The organism is Thermohalobaculum sediminis (assembly GCF_023487995.1).
Classification (GTDB): Bacteria; Pseudomonadota; Alphaproteobacteria; order Rhodobacterales; family Rhodobacteraceae; genus Thermohalobaculum; species Thermohalobaculum sediminis.
On record NZ_JAMFKN010000011.1, the window covers coordinates 58,123 to 73,292 of the forward strand.

The 15,170-nt window shown below is 69.9% G+C and carries 14 protein-coding genes; 9 read left to right on the forward strand and 5 right to left on the reverse strand.

The window, feature by feature from the left end; genetic code table 11:
• The first annotated feature begins 115 nt into the window (after nucleotides 1–115).
• Complete coding sequence (locus M1105_RS18290) at nucleotides 116–805, forward strand: sugar transferase (protein WP_249581826.1); 690 nt, start codon at nucleotides 116–118, stop codon at nucleotides 803–805.
• Between the two features lie 21 nt (nucleotides 806–826).
• On the opposite strand, the gene M1105_RS18295 is transcribed toward M1105_RS18290, so the two are convergent.
• The 3 genes from M1105_RS18295 to M1105_RS18305 form a co-directional block, all read right to left on the reverse strand.
• Nucleotides 827–1,978 (reverse strand): iron-containing alcohol dehydrogenase, encoded by a 1,152-nt coding sequence (locus tag M1105_RS18295; protein ID WP_249581827.1) that lies wholly within the window; start codon nucleotides 1,976–1,978, stop codon nucleotides 827–829.
• Entirely contained in the window at nucleotides 1,975–3,459 is a 1,485-nt protein-coding gene (gene glpK, locus M1105_RS18300) for a glycerol kinase GlpK (protein ID WP_249581828.1), read from the reverse strand. The genes M1105_RS18295 and glpK overlap by 4 nt, the downstream gene beginning before the upstream one ends.
• A gap of 92 nt (nucleotides 3,460–3,551) precedes the next feature.
• The gene (locus M1105_RS18305) at nucleotides 3,552–3,956 is read right to left on the reverse strand and encodes a DUF2177 family protein (protein WP_249581829.1); all 405 of its coding nucleotides are present in this window, start codon (nucleotides 3,954–3,956) and stop codon (nucleotides 3,552–3,554) included.
• A 203-nt stretch (nucleotides 3,957–4,159) separates the two neighbouring features.
• On the opposite strand from M1105_RS18305, the gene M1105_RS18310 reads away from it, so the two are divergent.
• The 8 genes from M1105_RS18310 to M1105_RS18345 all read left to right on the forward strand — a co-directional run bounded on the left by M1105_RS18310 (nucleotide 4,160) and on the right by M1105_RS18345 (nucleotide 12,892).
• Nucleotides 4,160–6,031, forward strand: a complete 1,872-nt coding sequence (locus tag M1105_RS18310) for an AAA family ATPase (protein WP_249581830.1) — start codon at nucleotides 4,160–4,162, stop codon at nucleotides 6,029–6,031.
• Nucleotides 6,032–6,135: 104 nt separating this feature from the next.
• Complete coding sequence (gene ttcA, locus M1105_RS18315; RefSeq protein WP_249581874.1) at nucleotides 6,136–7,029, forward strand: tRNA 2-thiocytidine(32) synthetase TtcA; 894 nt, start codon at nucleotides 6,136–6,138, stop codon at nucleotides 7,027–7,029.
• Between the two features lie 54 nt (nucleotides 7,030–7,083).
• Nucleotides 7,084–9,147: a membrane protein insertase YidC gene (gene yidC, locus M1105_RS18320; protein ID WP_249581831.1), complete on the forward strand. Its 2,064-nt coding sequence runs from the start codon at nucleotides 7,084–7,086 to the stop codon at nucleotides 9,145–9,147.
• Between the two features lie 24 nt (nucleotides 9,148–9,171).
• Nucleotides 9,172–9,930, forward strand: a complete 759-nt coding sequence (locus M1105_RS18325; RefSeq protein ID WP_249581832.1) for an MOSC domain-containing protein — start codon at nucleotides 9,172–9,174, stop codon at nucleotides 9,928–9,930.
• Nucleotides 9,927–10,592, forward strand: coding sequence for a ribosome biogenesis GTP-binding protein YihA/YsxC (yihA, locus tag M1105_RS18330; protein WP_249581833.1), 666 nt, complete (start codon nucleotides 9,927–9,929; stop codon nucleotides 10,590–10,592). The genes M1105_RS18325 and yihA overlap by 4 nt, the downstream gene beginning before the upstream one ends.
• Nucleotides 10,593–10,675: 83 nt before the next feature.
• Nucleotides 10,676–11,581: an acetylglutamate kinase gene (gene argB, locus M1105_RS18335; protein WP_249581834.1), complete on the forward strand. Its 906-nt coding sequence runs from the start codon at nucleotides 10,676–10,678 to the stop codon at nucleotides 11,579–11,581.
• 61 nt (nucleotides 11,582–11,642) lie between these two features.
• Complete coding sequence (locus tag M1105_RS18340; RefSeq protein ID WP_249581835.1) at nucleotides 11,643–12,338, forward strand: ferredoxin; 696 nt, start codon at nucleotides 11,643–11,645, stop codon at nucleotides 12,336–12,338.
• Nucleotides 12,339–12,370: 32 nt separating this feature from the next.
• Complete coding sequence (locus M1105_RS18345) at nucleotides 12,371–12,892, forward strand: SixA phosphatase family protein (protein ID WP_249581836.1); 522 nt, start codon at nucleotides 12,371–12,373, stop codon at nucleotides 12,890–12,892.
• Nucleotides 12,893–13,231: 339 nt separating this feature from the next.
• Here M1105_RS18345 and M1105_RS18350 read toward each other — a convergent pair whose 3' ends face one another.
• Nucleotides 13,232–14,023, reverse strand: a complete 792-nt coding sequence (locus M1105_RS18350; RefSeq protein ID WP_319936804.1) for an amino acid ABC transporter ATP-binding protein — start codon at nucleotides 14,021–14,023, stop codon at nucleotides 13,232–13,234.
• A 28-nt stretch (nucleotides 14,024–14,051) separates the two neighbouring features.
• Complete coding sequence (locus M1105_RS18355; protein WP_249581837.1) at nucleotides 14,052–15,170, reverse strand: amino acid ABC transporter permease; 1,119 nt, start codon at nucleotides 15,168–15,170, stop codon at nucleotides 14,052–14,054.

Sequence of the window (15,170 nt, forward strand, 5' to 3'; positions counted from 1 at the left end):
CACTCCTTCCTGCAGGTAGCAAAAAACGTGCTTTGAGCCGACTTCGGGCCCGTGTCGAGTTCCCCTGATTGTTCTGGTGTCGTTCAAGTGTGTCGCTTACCCGGGATGTTTCGTGATGAACACGAAGTTCGATAGCGCCCTTGCAACGCTCTCCTTCATCGGGGTCGGGGGGGGGCAGCTCTCCGTCGGGCCGGGGCATTCCGTGGCTCCTCCGGGGGCGTTTGCGCTCGCATGCAAGCGTGCCTGCGACATCGCGGCGTCCATCATCGCCATCCCTTTCATCGTCGTCGCGGGTGTCTTCCTCGCGGCCCTGAACCCGGTCTGGAACCCCGGCCCCCTGCTCTACCGCCAGACGCGGATGGGTAAGGACTGCAAGCCCTTCACCGCGATCAAGTTCCGCTCGATGCGCTGCGCGGGAGGGCAGAGCCGCGGCCCCGGCGATCCGGTCGAGAAGCATCGCATCACGCCGCTCGGCCGCTTCCTGCGCCGCAACCGGATCGACGAGCTGCCGCAGTTCTTCAACATCATCCGCGGCGAGATGAGCCTTATCGGCCCCCGGCCCGACTTCTGGGAGCACGCGGTCCACTTCGTCGACAGCGTGCCCGGATATCGCGAACGGCACGTGGTCAAGCCCGGCCTGACCGGCCTCGCCCAGGTCCATCTCGGCTATGCCGAGGGGGTCGAGGCAACGTTCCGCAAGGTTCGCCACGACCTCGACTACATCCGGCGCATGCGCCCTTCGCTCGAACTCGCGATCCTGTGGCGCACCGTCGTCGTGGTGACGACCGGGTTCGGCGCGCGCTGACTCGCGCGCCGCGCTCGCGACTCAGTCCGACAGCACACCGGCCAGTTCGGCTGCGGTCAGTTCGACCGGATTGCCCTTCATCGACGACGACAGCGTTGCGGCCTCGGCGATCGCCGTGACATCGCCCGGCCCGATCCCGAGCTCGCCGGTCCCCGGCACGCCCGCACCGTCGACGAAGCCCGCGAGCGCGTCCAGCGCCTCGCCCTCGGCCACGCCGAAGGCCCCCGCGATCATCCCCCGCAGCGCCGCGAGCCTTGCCCGCGCGGGATGCGATGGCGACCGCGCCGCGAGTGCCGCCTCGTTCGCCGCCAGCACCCGCGGCAACAGCCGGCCGCAGATCGCGCCATGCGCCGCGCCCGTTCGCCCTCCGATCACGCCGGCCAGGCCATGCACCGCCCCCAGCTTCGCGTTCGCGAGCGCGAGGCCACCGCACAGGCTGACCCATGCCATCTCGGTTCGCGCCTCGCGGTCGCCGGGCACCTCCAGCACACGTGGCAGCGCCGCCAGACCCCGCGGGATTGCGTCGCGGCACAGCGCGTCCGTCATCGGTGTCGCGAAGGGCGACAGCCACGGCTCGATCACCTGCGTCAGCGCGTCGAGCCCGGTCGCCGCCGTCACCCCGCGGGGCAGGCCCAGCGTCAGTTCCGGGTCGATCAGCGCGAGCCGCGGCAGCAGGCGCCGATCGCGCAGCGACACCTTGCGGCCCTCGCCTTTCACGCCGATCACCGCGTTGCGGGTGACCTCGGCGCCGGTTCCCGCAGTGGTGGGCACCGCGATCATCGCCGGCGGGTCGGTCGTCAGCGGCAGGCCGCGGCCGATCACCTCGAGATGATCGAGCACCGCGCCCGGCTCGCGCATCAGCCCCGCCAGCGCCTTGGCCGCGTCGATGGCCGAGCCGCCGCCGATGCCGATCACCACGTCCGGCCGGAAGGCACGCGCCTCGGCCAGCGCCGCCTCGATGCCGGCGAGCTCGGGCTCGCCCGCCGTCGCGGCGGTCGCGACCTCCATCCCCGCGGCCGCCAGCGCTCCGGTCAGCCAGCCCGCGCGCGCGGGATCGGCACCGGTCACCACCAGCACGCGCCGCCCCGCGGCCCGCGCTGCCGCCACCGCCTCGCGCGAGACGCCCGCCCCGAAGCGGATCTCGCCGGCGGTGGAGAACGCCCAGGGCGTCACCGGCTCAGCGTGCGGCGCACCGCATCCTGCCAGCCCGCGTATTTCACCTCGCGCGCCTCCGCCCCCATCGACGGCTCGAAGCGGCGCTCCAGCGCCCAATCGGCGGCGAAATCCTCCATGCCGGGGTAGACCCCCGCCCTCATCCCCGCGAGCCAGGCCGCGCCCAGCGCCGTCGTCTCGGCCACCTTCGGCCGGTCGACCGGCGAGCCCAGGATGTCGGCCAGGAACTGCATGGTGAAATCCGACGCAGACATCCCGCCATCGACCCGCAGCACGGTGTCCGAGGCCCCCGTCCAGTCGCGCCGCATGGCGTCGAGCAGGTCGCGCGTCTGGTAGCCCACGCTCTCGAGCGCCGCGCGCGCAAGCTCGGCCGGCCCGGTGCCGCGGGTGATACCGAAGATCGCGCCGCGGCAGTCGGCGTCCCAGTAGGGCGCGCCCAGCCCGGTGAAGGCGGGCACGAGGTAGACCGACTGCATCGGATCCGCGGCCTCGGCCAGCCCTTGCGTCTCGCGCGCCTCGCGGATGATCTTCAGCCCGTCGCGCAGCCACTGCACCACGGCCCCGGCGATGAAGATCGACCCCTCGAGCGCATAGGTGGGCTTGCCGTCGAGCTGGTAGGCGATGGTCGTGAGCAGCCGGTTGCGCGACTCCACCGGCTCGGCCCCGGTGTTCAGGAGTGCGAAGCAGCCCGTGCCGTAGGTCGATTTCAGCATCCCCGGCCGGAAACACGCCTGCCCCACCGTCGCCGCCTGCTGGTCGCCGGCGACGCCCAGGATGGGGATCGGCCGGCCGAACAGGTCGGCACGCGTCGCGCCGAAGTCGGCGGCGCTGTCGCGCACCTCGGGCAGCACCTCGGGCGGGATGCCGAGAAGGCGCAACAGGTCGTCGTCCCACCGCCCCTCGCGGATGTTGTAGAGCATCGTGCGCGCGGCGTTGGTGGCGTCGGTCGCATGCACCGCGCCCCCGGTCAGGCGCCAGATCAGGTAGCAGTCGACGGTGCCGAACATCAGCTCGCCCCGCCGCGCCCGGGCGCGGTTGTCGTCCTGGTCCAGCAGCCAGGCAAGCTTGGTGGCCGAGAAATAGGGGTCGAGCAGCAGCCCGGTCTTTTGCGTGACCATGGGCTCGTGGCCCTCGGCCTTCAGCCGCTGGCAGAATTCCGAGGTCCGCCGGTCCTGCCAGACGATGGCGCGATGCACCGGCCGCCCGCTCCCGCGCTCCCACAGCAGCGTCGTCTCGCGCTGGTTGGTGATGCCGATGGCCGCGATCCGCCCCGCGCCGATCTCGGCGCGCTCGATGGCCGCGCGGCAGGTGGCGGCGGTGGTGGACCAGATATCGGCCGGGTCGTGCTCGACCCAGCCGGAATTCGGGAAGTGCTGCGCGAACTCCTCCTGCCCCGTGGCGATGGGCGACAGCCGTCCGTCGAACAGGATCGCGCGGCTCGAGGTCGTGCCCTGGTCGATGGCAAGGATATGGTCTGACACGGCTGCGGCCTCCCCCGGCTTGTGGTTGGCCCGGAGCGTGCAGGCCCGGCCGCGTCGATGTCAACGCCCCCGCGCGCGACCGCCCGCGCGGCTCACTCGCCAAGGATCGCGCGCGTGATCGCAAGCCCCGCCAGCGCCGCGCCCGCCGTCAGCGCCGTGCCCCAGGCGACGTCGGTCGCCACCATCTCCCAGGTCCAGCCGCGCAGGGTGGCGAAGTTCGTGGCCTCGTAGGTGCCGTAAGCGAAGAAGCCGAACAGCGCGGCATTGAGCGCCGCCCCGCCCCAGTCGCCGCTGCGCCATGCGGGGGCCGAGGCGAACCACAGGATGCCGATCACGTAGAGCAGGTAGAACCCCGCCGCTGGCGCGAGCCGGATCTCGTCGGCCAGCAGGTCGCCCACGTTGCGTTCGAACAGCGGGCGCATCACCAGCTTGAGCCAGATCGCGTCGACCACGAGAAAGATGACCGCGGTCGAGAGGTAGAGGACGAGATACGGCACGGCTGGCTCCCTGGTTCTTCCCGGCTGCCGGGGAGCTAGCGCGGATCGCCGCCGGATCGAGGGCCCACGTCGCATCCGGGCAATTCCGGGCGCTTGCACGCATCCCCTTGACCTGCGTCAAGGCGCCGCCCGATGCTTGCGCTCATGGTATCGGTGGGTGTGGAGGGGCCGGGCGCGGCCCCGCGAGCGGAGCGGGTTGCCCGATGCGACGCGACGAGATGACGGCAGGCGCCGACGCGTCTGCGCGCGGGAGCGCAGGCTTCCCGGCCCCCTTGTGGCTGCGGCGGCTCGATCAGGATCTTGCCGTGCGCTCGCAGTTCGCGGTCTCGGGCAACATCCGCGATCTCTTTCCGGTCGAGGGGGGCGCAACCCCGCTGTTCCTGCCAGCGCCGGATGCGATCTGGGCGAGGCTCGCGGCGCGGGGATTCGCGGGGCTGGTGGTGCACGACCCGCTGACGGGGCTGCAACTCCATCCCGGCTCGCGGCGGGACCTTGCCGGCGCGCTGGGCGCGGCGGGGGTCGAGCTCGGCGGCCCGGGGCGCGACATCGCGCGGCTCGCCCGGGACCTTCCCAGGATCGCCCGCCTCGCCGAGCCGGTGGCGGTGCTGTTCGACTACGCCTCGCGCCTCTTTCCGCATCGCGAGGCCGGCGACACGGCGCGCGAGGATTTCTTCATCGCGCTCGACAAGCTGGCGCACGACCAGCCGGCCCCGCGCGACAGCCGCCCCGACGGCACGCCCCCGCCGCGCAACCCGCTGATCTGGCTGCTCGACAGCGCGCACGACCTGCCCGACTGGTTCGTCCTTGGCAACGAGGCGGTGAGCCGGCTCACGGCCGACCTGCCCGACGTCGAGGAACGCCACCTCATGGCAACCGCGCTCGCGCCGCGCTTCCGCGATCACGCGGCGCTGCCCGCGGCGGCGCTTGCCAAGGCGCTGGAGCAGTATGCCCTCGACACCGACGGCATGACCCTGCGCGCGGTCGCGGCGATCTGCGACCTCGCGCGCGCCGAGGGCATCGGGCTCAGTCAGATCTCGGACGCGGTGCGCGCCTACCGCGTCGGCACCCCGCGCAATCCCTGGAAGTCCAGCGTCGTGCGCGCGCGCATCGCCGAGGGGGCCGAGATCCTCGGCCGCCGCGTCAAGGGCCAGCCGAACGCGCTGCGCAAGACGCTCGACATCCTCACCCGCTCGGTGATGGGCCTCAGCGGCTCGCAAAGCTCGAGCCGCCACAGCCGCCCGCGGGGCGTACTGTTCTTCGCCGGGCCCACCGGGGTCGGCAAGACCGAGCTGGCCAAGGCGGTGACCGAGCTCCTGTTCGGCGACGAGACCGCCTATCACCGCTTCGACATGTCCGAGTTCAGCTCCGAGAACTCGGAGAGCCGCCTGATCGGTGCGCCGCCGGGCTATGTCGGCCACGAGGCGGGGGGCGAACTCGTCAACGCCGCCCGCTCGCGCCCGTTCAGCGTGTTCCTGTTCGACGAGGTCGAGAAGGCGCATCCCCGCATCCTCGACAAGTTCCTGCAGATTGTCGACGAGGGCCGCCTGACCGACCAGCGTGGCGAGACGGTGACCTTCTCGGAATCGCTCATCATCTTCACCTCGAACATGGGCATCGTCGGCAACGACCGCACGACCAACATGGCGATGAACGTGCTGCCGTCGGACAGCTACGAGGAGATGGAGCAGAAGATCGTCACCGCGATCCGCGAGCATTTCCGCGTCGATCTCAAGCGCCCCGAGCTGATCAACCGCATCGGCCAGAACATCGTCATCTTCGAGTTCATCCGCGCGAGCACCGCGCTTCTGATCTTCGAGAGCATCATGAAACGCGTGCTGATCGCCACGCGCGAGGAGCATGGCGTGACCATCGACTTCACCGCCGAGGCGCTGGCCGCGATCGAGGAGCTTTGCACCTACGACCTGTTCGACGGCGGTCGCGGCATCGGAAACCGGGTCGAGACGGTGTTCGTGAACCCGCTCGCGCATGCGCTGTTCGCCCGGCCGGGGGTGCGGCACCTCAAGATCACGGGCCTCGATCGCAGCGGCGCCGAGATCCGCCTCGTCTGCGCCTGACACGGGCGACCGCCGGCGTGCCCCGGGGACGGGGCTTCCCTGCCGCGCCGGACGTGATAGGGTCCGGCGCCCGGAACGCGAGACAGGACCCGCAGATGCAGGACATGGCAGGCCTCAGCAGCGCCGCCGCGCAGGACCCCGAGGGCGACCTGCCGGAGAGCGACCTCCCCCCGATCCTGCGCGGCGCCCCCGACGGGCTCGAGTTCCGCAAGCTCAGGAAGCGCATCGTGCGCCAGACCCGCGAGGCGCTGGAGGCCTATGGCATGGTCACCCCCGGCGCGCGCTGGCTGGTGTGCCTGTCGGGCGGCAAGGACAGCTACACCCTGCTCGCCGCGCTGATCGAGCTTCAATGGCGCGGCCTCCTGCCCGTGGACCTGCTCGCATGCAATCTCGACCAGGGCCAGCCAGGCTTTCCCGCGGGCGTGCTGCCCGGGTTCCTCGCCCGCCACGAGATCCCGCACCGCATCGAGTATCGCGACACCTATTCGATCGTCACCGAGAAGGTCCCCTCGACCAAGACCTACTGCGCGCTGTGCTCGCGACTGCGGCGCGGCCATCTCTATCGCATCGCGCGCGAGGAAGGCTGCCAGGCCATCGTGCTGGGCCACCACCGCGACGACATCCTCGAGACCTTCATGCTCAACCTGTTCCACGGCGGGCGGCTGGCGGCGATGCCGCCCAAGCTGGTGAACGAGGAGGGCGATATCATGGTCCTGCGCCCGCTGGCGCATATTGCCGAGGCCGATTGCGACCGCTTCGCCCGCGCCATGGGCTTCCCGATCATCCCCTGCGACCTCTGCGGCAGCCAGGAGGGGCTACAGCGCGCGCAGGTCAAGGCCATGCTGGACGAGTGGGAGCACCGCACCCCCGGCCGCCGGCAGGTGATGTTCCGCGCCCTGACGAATGTGCGTCCCGGGCACCTCGCCGACCCCGCGCTTTTCGACTTCGCGGGCCTTGCGCCGACCGCGCCGTCCCGGCGAGACCCCGAAACCCCTTGACCTTGCGCGCGGCTCCCTGTTGAACCGCCCCGGTGATCTGAGACGGAGTCCCTGATGGGCGGCGACAAGAGCGATACGCGCAACCTGCTGCTGGCGGCCGTGCTGTCGATGGCGGTGATCTTCACGTGGCAGGCCTTCTTCGCACCACAGCCCGAGCCGCCGCAGCAGGTCGCCGCCGAGCAGACCGCCACAGGCGAGGGCAGCACGGCGGCTCCGGTCGAGGGAAGCGGGACCGAGACGGCGGAGGCGCCCGGCGCCGTGGTCGAGCGCGACGCCGCGCTCACCCGGACCCAGCGCATCCCGATCGCCTCGGGCGCCGTGACAGGCTCGATCTCGCTGAAGGGCGCGCGGATCGACGATCTGCACCTTTCCGACTACCGCGAGACGCTCGATCCCGGCTCCGACACCGTGGTCCTCCTGAACCCCACGGGCGCTTTGAACCCCTATTACATTGTCCATGGCTGGCTCCGCACGGCCGAGGGCGACCCCGGCCCCCTGCCCGGGGCGAACACCGAATGGACCATCGAGAGCGGCGAGCGGCTGACGCCCACGACCCCCGTGACCCTGCGCTGGGACAACGGCGAGGGCCTGGTGTTCCGCAAGACCATCGCGCTCGACGAGCGCTACATGTTCACGATCACCCAGACGGTCGAGAACACGCGCGCCGAGCCGGTCTCGATCGCGCCTTATGGATACATCGCCCGGCGCGGCGAGCCGAAGGGGATGGGCTTCTTCATCCTGCACGAGGGCGCGGTCGGCATGTTCGACGGCGCGCTGTCGGAAGTGAGCTACGGCGACATGCAGGAGCTTCCGGCGAACCCGCTCGAGGGCGGGATGGTCGAGGCGCATTCGGTGACCGGAAACGGCTGGCTGGGCTTCACCGATCACTATTGGATGACCACGCTGGCGCCGCGCCCCGGCCAGGCCTTCAGCGCGGTCTACAAGGTCCTGCCCGGCGCGCTGCCCGAATTCCGCACCGAGATGCGCCTGCCGGTCATGACCGTGGCCCCGGGCGGCACGGCCCAGATCGCCACCAACCTCTTCGCCGGCGCCAAGGAACTTGGCACCATCGCGGGCTACGAGGAGAGCCTCGGCATCGACCGTTTCTACGACTCGGTCGACTGGGGCTGGTTCTATTTCCTCACCAAGCCGATCGCCTGGATGCTGAACTGGGTGCAGGGGCTGATCGGGAACATGGGCTTCTCGATCATCGCGCTCACCTTCATCATCAAGGCGCTGCTCTTCCCGCTCGCCTACAAGTCCTTCGTGGCGATGTCGAAGATGAAGAAGCTCCAGCCCGAGATGGAGAAGATAAAGGAGCGCGCGGGCGACGACCGCCAGAAGCTCCAGATGGAGATGATGGCCCTCTACAAGAAGGAGAAGGTCAATCCCGCCTCGGGCTGCCTGCCGATCCTTATCCAGATCCCGATCTTCTTCGCGCTCTACAAGGTGCTGTTCGTCACCATCGAGATGCGCCACGCCCCCTTCATCGGCTGGATCAGGGACCTCTCGGCGCCCGACCCGACCTCGTGGCTCAACCTGTTCGGCCTCCTGCCCTACGACGTGGCCTGGGCGCCGGTGTTCATCTCGATCGGCGTGTTCCCGATCCTGATGGGCATCACCATGTGGCTCCAGCAGAAGCTCAACCCGGCGCCGGCCGACCCCACACAGGCGATGATCTTCGCCTGGATGCCCTGGGTCTTCATGTTCATGCTTGGCAGCTTTGCCTCGGGCTTGGTGATCTACTGGACCGCGAACAACATCCTGACCTTCACGCAGCAATACATCATCATGCGCAGCCAGGGGGTCGAGGTCGACATCTTCGGCAACATCAAGAAAAGCTTCAAACGCAAGCCCGCAGCCGGGGCGAAGCCCGCGCCCGCCAAGGCGGCCGCGACGGCCGGGCAGCCGGCCAAGGCCGAGCTGCCGGCGCCCGGCAACACGCCCGGCAAGCCGCGCGGCAAGAAGCGCAAGGGCACCGCGAACCCGGGCATGAGCGACGCGAGCCCGGGCGCCGAGGGTGCGCCGAAGCCCGCCGACAGCGGCAAGCCTGCCAGCGGCAAGGCCGCCGACGGCACGGGCGGCGAAGGCGGCGGTGGCGGCGATGACCGCGCCTGAGCCGCGCCGGCGGGGCGCGCGGGCATGACCCCGCACCTCGCCCGGATCTGGCGCCACCCGGTCAAGAGCATCGGCTGCGAGGCGCTGCCGCGCGTGACCCTCGCCGCCGGCCGGCCGATGCCGCATGACCGCCTGTGGGCGGTCGCGCATGGCGGCTCGTCCTGGCGGGCCGAAGCGCCGGGGTGGGAAGGCTGTAACAACTTCCTGCGCGTGACCCATGCGCCTCGCCTCGCGGCGGTGTCGGCGCGCTACGATCCCGCCACGGGCAGCCTGACCCTCGCCCACCCAGCGCGGGAAAGCCTGACCGTCGACCCCGCCACGCCCGACGGTGCGGCCCGGCTCTGCGACTGGGTGTCGCCGATGGCCGAGGGCGCGCGCCCCGGCCCCTACCGGCTCGCCCATGCGCCGGACGCTGCGATGACCGACATGGCCGAGCCCTTCATCTCGGTCCTGTCGCTCGCCTCGCTCCGCGCCCTCTCGGAACGGCTGGGCATCGCGCCCGACCCCCGCCGGTTTCGCGGCAATCTCTGGCTCGACGGCGTCGTGCCGTGGGAGGAGGAGGACTGGGTCGGCCGCACGCTGCGCATCGGCGGCGCCCTGCTGCGCGTGGTCGAGCCGATCGGCCGCTGCCGCGCGACCGAGGCGAACCCCGAAACCGGCCATCGCGACGCCGCCATCCTCGACACGCTGCGCGCCGCCCGCGGCCACACCCGGTTCGGCCTCTATGCCGAGGTGCTCGAAGGAGGCGAGATCGCCGAGGGCGCGGCCGTGGAGATCGCATGAGCGTCCCAGCCGTCCCCTTCACCGTGATGCCCGAGCCGGACGCCGACGAGGCCGAGGCCGCGCGCAAGCTGTTCATGGGCCCCTGCGACTTCGTCAAGGGCGTGGTCCAGATCGACGGCCTGCCCGCCCCCGACCGGCCCGAGGTCTGCTTCGCCGGGCGCTCGAATGTCGGCAAGTCCTCGCTGATCAACGCGCTCACCGGGCGCAAGGGGCTTGCGCGCGCCTCGAACACGCCGGGCCGGACGCAGGAGATCAACTTCTTCGCGCTGGGTGCGCGCGGCTATCTGGTGGACCTGCCCGGCTATGGCTTCGCAGAGGCGCCGAAGGCCAAGGTCGAGGGCTGGCAGGCGCTGTTGCGCGCCTATCTCGCGGGCCGGGTGACGCTGGCGCGCGCCTATGTGCTGATCGACGCGCGCCATGGCGTGAAGAAGGTGGACCACGAGATCATGGAGCTGCTCGACCGCTCGGCCGTCTCGTTCCAGGCGGTGCTGACCAAGGCCGACAAGCCGCGCGGCGGGGGGCTCGCCCAGGTGATCGCAAGCGTGAAGTCCGACCTCGCCCGCCACCCGGCGGCCTTCCCCGAGATCGTCGTGACCTCGGCCGAAACGGGCGACGGCATCCCCACGCTCCGCGCCGCCATCGCCCGGCTAATGCCCGGCTGAGTGCGGCGCGCCACTGGAAGCCCGCGCCGTCCCGCGCTATGAGGGTCACCCGCATAACCGGGATGCCGGGGAGATCGAAGACGATGGAGCTCCAGAAAGCCATGAAGCGCGACTGGCTCGCGACCGCCCGCACCCTCAGCGAGGCCCTGCCCTATCTCCAGCGCTATGACGGCCAGGTCGTCGTGGTCAAGTTCGGCGGCCACGCCATGGGCGAGTCGGACGCGATGGACAGCTTCGCCCGCGACATCGTGCTGATGAAGCAGTGTGGCGTGCAGCCCATCGTGGTCCATGGCGGCGGGCCGCAGATCAACCAGATGCTGGACCGGCTCCAGATCCGCTCGGAATTCCGCGGCGGCCTGCGCGTGACCACCGCCGAGATGGTCGAGGTGGTCGAGATGGTCCTCGCGGGCGTCATCAACAAGCGCATCGTGGCGGCGATCAACGCCCAGGGCGGGCGCGCCGTCGGCCTCTCGGGCAAGGATGCGAACCTCATGGTCTGCCGCAAGGCCACCAAGACCGAGAAGGACCCCGACAGCAACATCGAGCGCGTGCTCGACCTCGGCTTCGTGGGCGAGCCGGTCAAGGTCAACCCCGGCGTCCTGACCACCTTCCTCGAATCCGACTTCATCCCCGTGATCGCCCCCGTCGGCGCGGGCGCGACGCCGACCGAGACGTTCAACGTCAACGGCGACACCGCCGCGGGCGCGATTGCCGGCGCGATCAGGGCCAAGCGCCTGCTGCTTATGACCGACGTCCAGGGCGTGAAGAACCGCGACGGCGAGGTGATCACCGATCTCAGCCGCGCCGACATCCACGAGATGATCGGCGAGGGCACGATCAAGGGCGGCATGATCCCCAAGGTCGAAACCTCGCTCGACGCCATCGACCAGGGGGTCGAGGCCGCCGTGATCCTCGATGGACGCGCGCCCCACGCCGTGCTGCTCGAACTCTTCACCGCCCATGGCGCGGGCACGCTGATCCACGCGTGACGGCGGGCGACGCGGTGCGGCAGCGCTTGGGCCGGGATTGCGGGGAAGTAGCGGGGCGGCCATGACCGCCGCTCCGACCATCCGCCTCGCTGCAGGGCTCGCGCCGCACGGGCTCAGGATCACTGGCAGCTTCAGCCCCGAGCTCTGCGACGGCGCGCCCGCGCATGCTTCGCTCCTCTGCCTCGTCGGCCCCGATGGCGCCGCGATGTGGGACGCCTTCCGCGCCGCGCCGGAGTCCCGTGACGGCGCGCCCCACCCGCTCGACCGCTGGTCGCGCCGCGTGCTTGACACCGTCGCGGCCGCGCAGGGTGCCACGGCGATTTTTCCCTTCGGCGGCCCACCCTATGCCCCGTTCCTCGCCTGGGGCCGCAAGGCCGAGGGCGCGCGCCCCTCGCCCGTGGGCATGCTGGTCAGCCCCGGGCGCGGGCTCTGGATCTCGTGGCGCGGCGCGATCGCGTTGCCCGAGGACGCGGCGGCCGCGACCGAGCCCGCCCCGGTCGGCGACCCCTGCCTCGGCTGCCCCGCACCCTGTCTGACCGCCTGCCCGGTGGGCGCGATGGGCGAGGGCAGGGCCTACGACATTGCCGCCTGCACTGCCCATGTCCGTGCGCCCGAGGGCGCCGCCTGCCGCGACGGCGGCTGCCGCGTGCGCCATGCCTGCCCGGCGGGGCGTGACGCGGTGCCGCCACGCGCTCAATGCGCCTTCCACATGGCGGCCTTCCTCGCCGCGCACCCTCCCCCGTCAGGGCGCGGTTGACCCTGTCATGGACCGCAGCGTCCAATCTCGCGATGCGGACCCTGATTCTCCTGCGCCACGCCAAGTCGAGCTGGGCCGATCCCGGTCAGGCCGATCACGACCGTCCGCTCAACAAGCGCGGCCGCGCCGCCGCACCGGTCATGGCGCGCTGGCTGGAGGCCGAGGGGCTGGTGCCGGAGCGGATCCTCTGCTCGTCCTCCGCGCGAACCGTCGAAACCGTGCACCGGATGCGCCGCGCCGTCCCTGCCCTGCCCGAGCCGGAGCTGCTGCCCGCACTCTACCTCGCCGGTCCGCCCACCATGCTGCGCCTGGTGCGGGCACTGACAGACGACCTCTCGCGCGTCATGCTGGTGGCGCATGAGCCGGGGCTTTCGGCGCTGGCCGAGCACCTGAGCGACGCAAACCCCGCCACCGGCTGCGCACGCGCCTTTGCGCATTTTCCGACTGCCGCGGTGGCGGTGTTCCAGATGGAGACCGGGGGATGGGCGGCCTTCGGCCCGAACGCCGCCCGATTCACTGCCTTCGCGGTCCCCCGCGAGGTGGCGGAGCACTGACCCCCGAACGAAGAACGACGGCAGGTGTCCCTGCCGCCGCCCGTGCTCGTCGGCACCTCCCGTGCGGAGGCGAGGTCACGCGATGCCGAGTGCGCCAAACGCAATCCCGATCATCGCGATGATTGCCATCGGATAAATCAGGTAATGCACCGTCTTCCCTCCCGCGGTCGTTTCCCTGCCTGCGTGGCACCGCAGCAGCGGCGGCGCCGTCCGCCTTGGGTCAGTTCTGTCTCATTCGGGGACGGAATTCTGTGATGAGTCTCACGCAGCCGCGAAATAGACGTCGCCCGCCCCCGGATGCCGCGGGGACGGGCGCGAACGCGCGGCGCGGGCGCTCGATCAGTGGCCGAGAATCTGGCTCAGGAACAGCTTGGTGCGGTCGGATTTCGGGTTGAGGAAGAACTCCTCGGGCTCGTTCTGCTCGACGATCTGGCCCTGGTCCATGAAGATGACCCGGTTCGCCACCGACCGCGCGAAGCCCATCTCGTGGGTGACGCAGATCATCGTCATCCCCTCCTCGGCCAGCTCGATCATGGTGTCGAGCACCTCCTTGATCATCTCGGGGTCGAGCGCCGAGGTCGGCTCGTCGAACAGCATGATGCGCGGCTTCATGCACAGCGCCCGCGCGATCGCCACGCGCTGCTGCTGCCCGCCGGAAAGCTGGCCGGGATACTTGTGCGCCTGCTCGGGGATCTTGACCTTCTTGAGGAAGTGCATCGCCACCTCCTCGGCCTCGCGGCGTGGGGTCTTGCGCACCCAGATCGGCGCCAGCGTGCAGTTCTCGAGGATCGTGAGGTGAGGGAACAGGTTGAAGTGCTGGAACACCATGCCGACTTCGGCGCGGATCTTGTCGATGTTCTTGAGGTCCGAGTTGAGTTCGATTCCGTCGACGATGATGTCGCCCTTCTGGTGCTCCTCGAGGCGGTTGATGCACCGGATCATCGTGGACTTGCCCGAGCCCGACGGACCGCAGACCACGATCCTCTCGCCGCGATAGACCGTGAGATTGATGTCGCGCAGGACGTGGAAGTCACCATACCACTTGTTCATGTTGGTGATCTGGATGGCAACCTCGTCCGAGATCGACATCTTCGACCGGTCGGCAGTCCGTTCGGTGGCAAGTTCGGTCATTGTTGTTGTCTCCCTGTGAACCCGGCCGTTACCGGTGATCGGTCTTCAGCTTGCGCTCGAGATACATCGAGTAGCGCGACATGCCGAAGCAGGCGATGAAGAAGAAGAAGCCGACGAAGACGTAGAATTCCCAGATGATGCCGTTCCAGTTGCTGTCGGCCCGCGTCGCGGCAATCAGGCCGATCGGGTCGAGAAGACCGATCACCACCACCAGCGTGGTGTCCTTGAAGAGCCCGATGAAGGTGTTGACGATGCCGGGGATCGAGATCTTGAGCGCCTGCGGCAGCACGATCAGCCGCATCGACTTCTGGTAGTTCAGCCCCAGCGCGTCTGCCGCTTCGTACTGCCCCTGCGGCAGCGCCGCGAGGCCGCCGCGGATCACTTCGGCCATGTAGGCCGAGGCGAACAGCGTTACCATGATCACCACGCGCAGGATCAGGTCGAGGTTCGAGCCCGGGGGGAAGAAGTAGGCAAGGACCGAGTTCGCGACGAACAGGAGCGTGATCAGCGGCACGCCGCGGATAAACTCGATGAACACGACGCAGATGGTCTTGATGAAGATCAGGTGCGACTTGCGCCCAAGCGCCAACAGGATGCCGATCGGCAGCGAGAGCACGATGCCGGCGACCCCGATGACCAGCGCGAGCAGGAAGCCGCCAAGCTGCCGGCTCTCGACCGGCTCGAGTCCAAGGCCACCCCAGATCAGGAAATAGGCGACCACGGGAAAGAGCAGCGAGAACCACAGCATCTGCCGCGGCAGCGAGCCGAACAGCACCGGCGCGAGCGCGACGAACAGCAGCACGAAGGTCAGGATCGGCCGCCAGTAGAGATGGGGCGGATAGAAGCCGAACATGAACTGGTTGAAGCGCTCGTTGATCACCGCCCAGCAGGCCCCCGTGCCCTTCTCGCGGCACTCCGAGAGGCTCGAGGCGTTCCAGACGCTGTCGAGGAAGGCCCATTCCACGATCGGCGGCACCAGCAGCACCACGACGGCGATCGAGGCCAGGGTGAGAATGGTGTTGAACCAGCCGGAGAACAGGTTCTCGCGCAGCCAGTGGACGGCTCCGACTTCGCTCGAGGGCGGCGGCGATGGCGGGATGGTGCCGGACGAGACGAAGGCGAGCGCGCGCGTGTCGGTCTTGCTCAT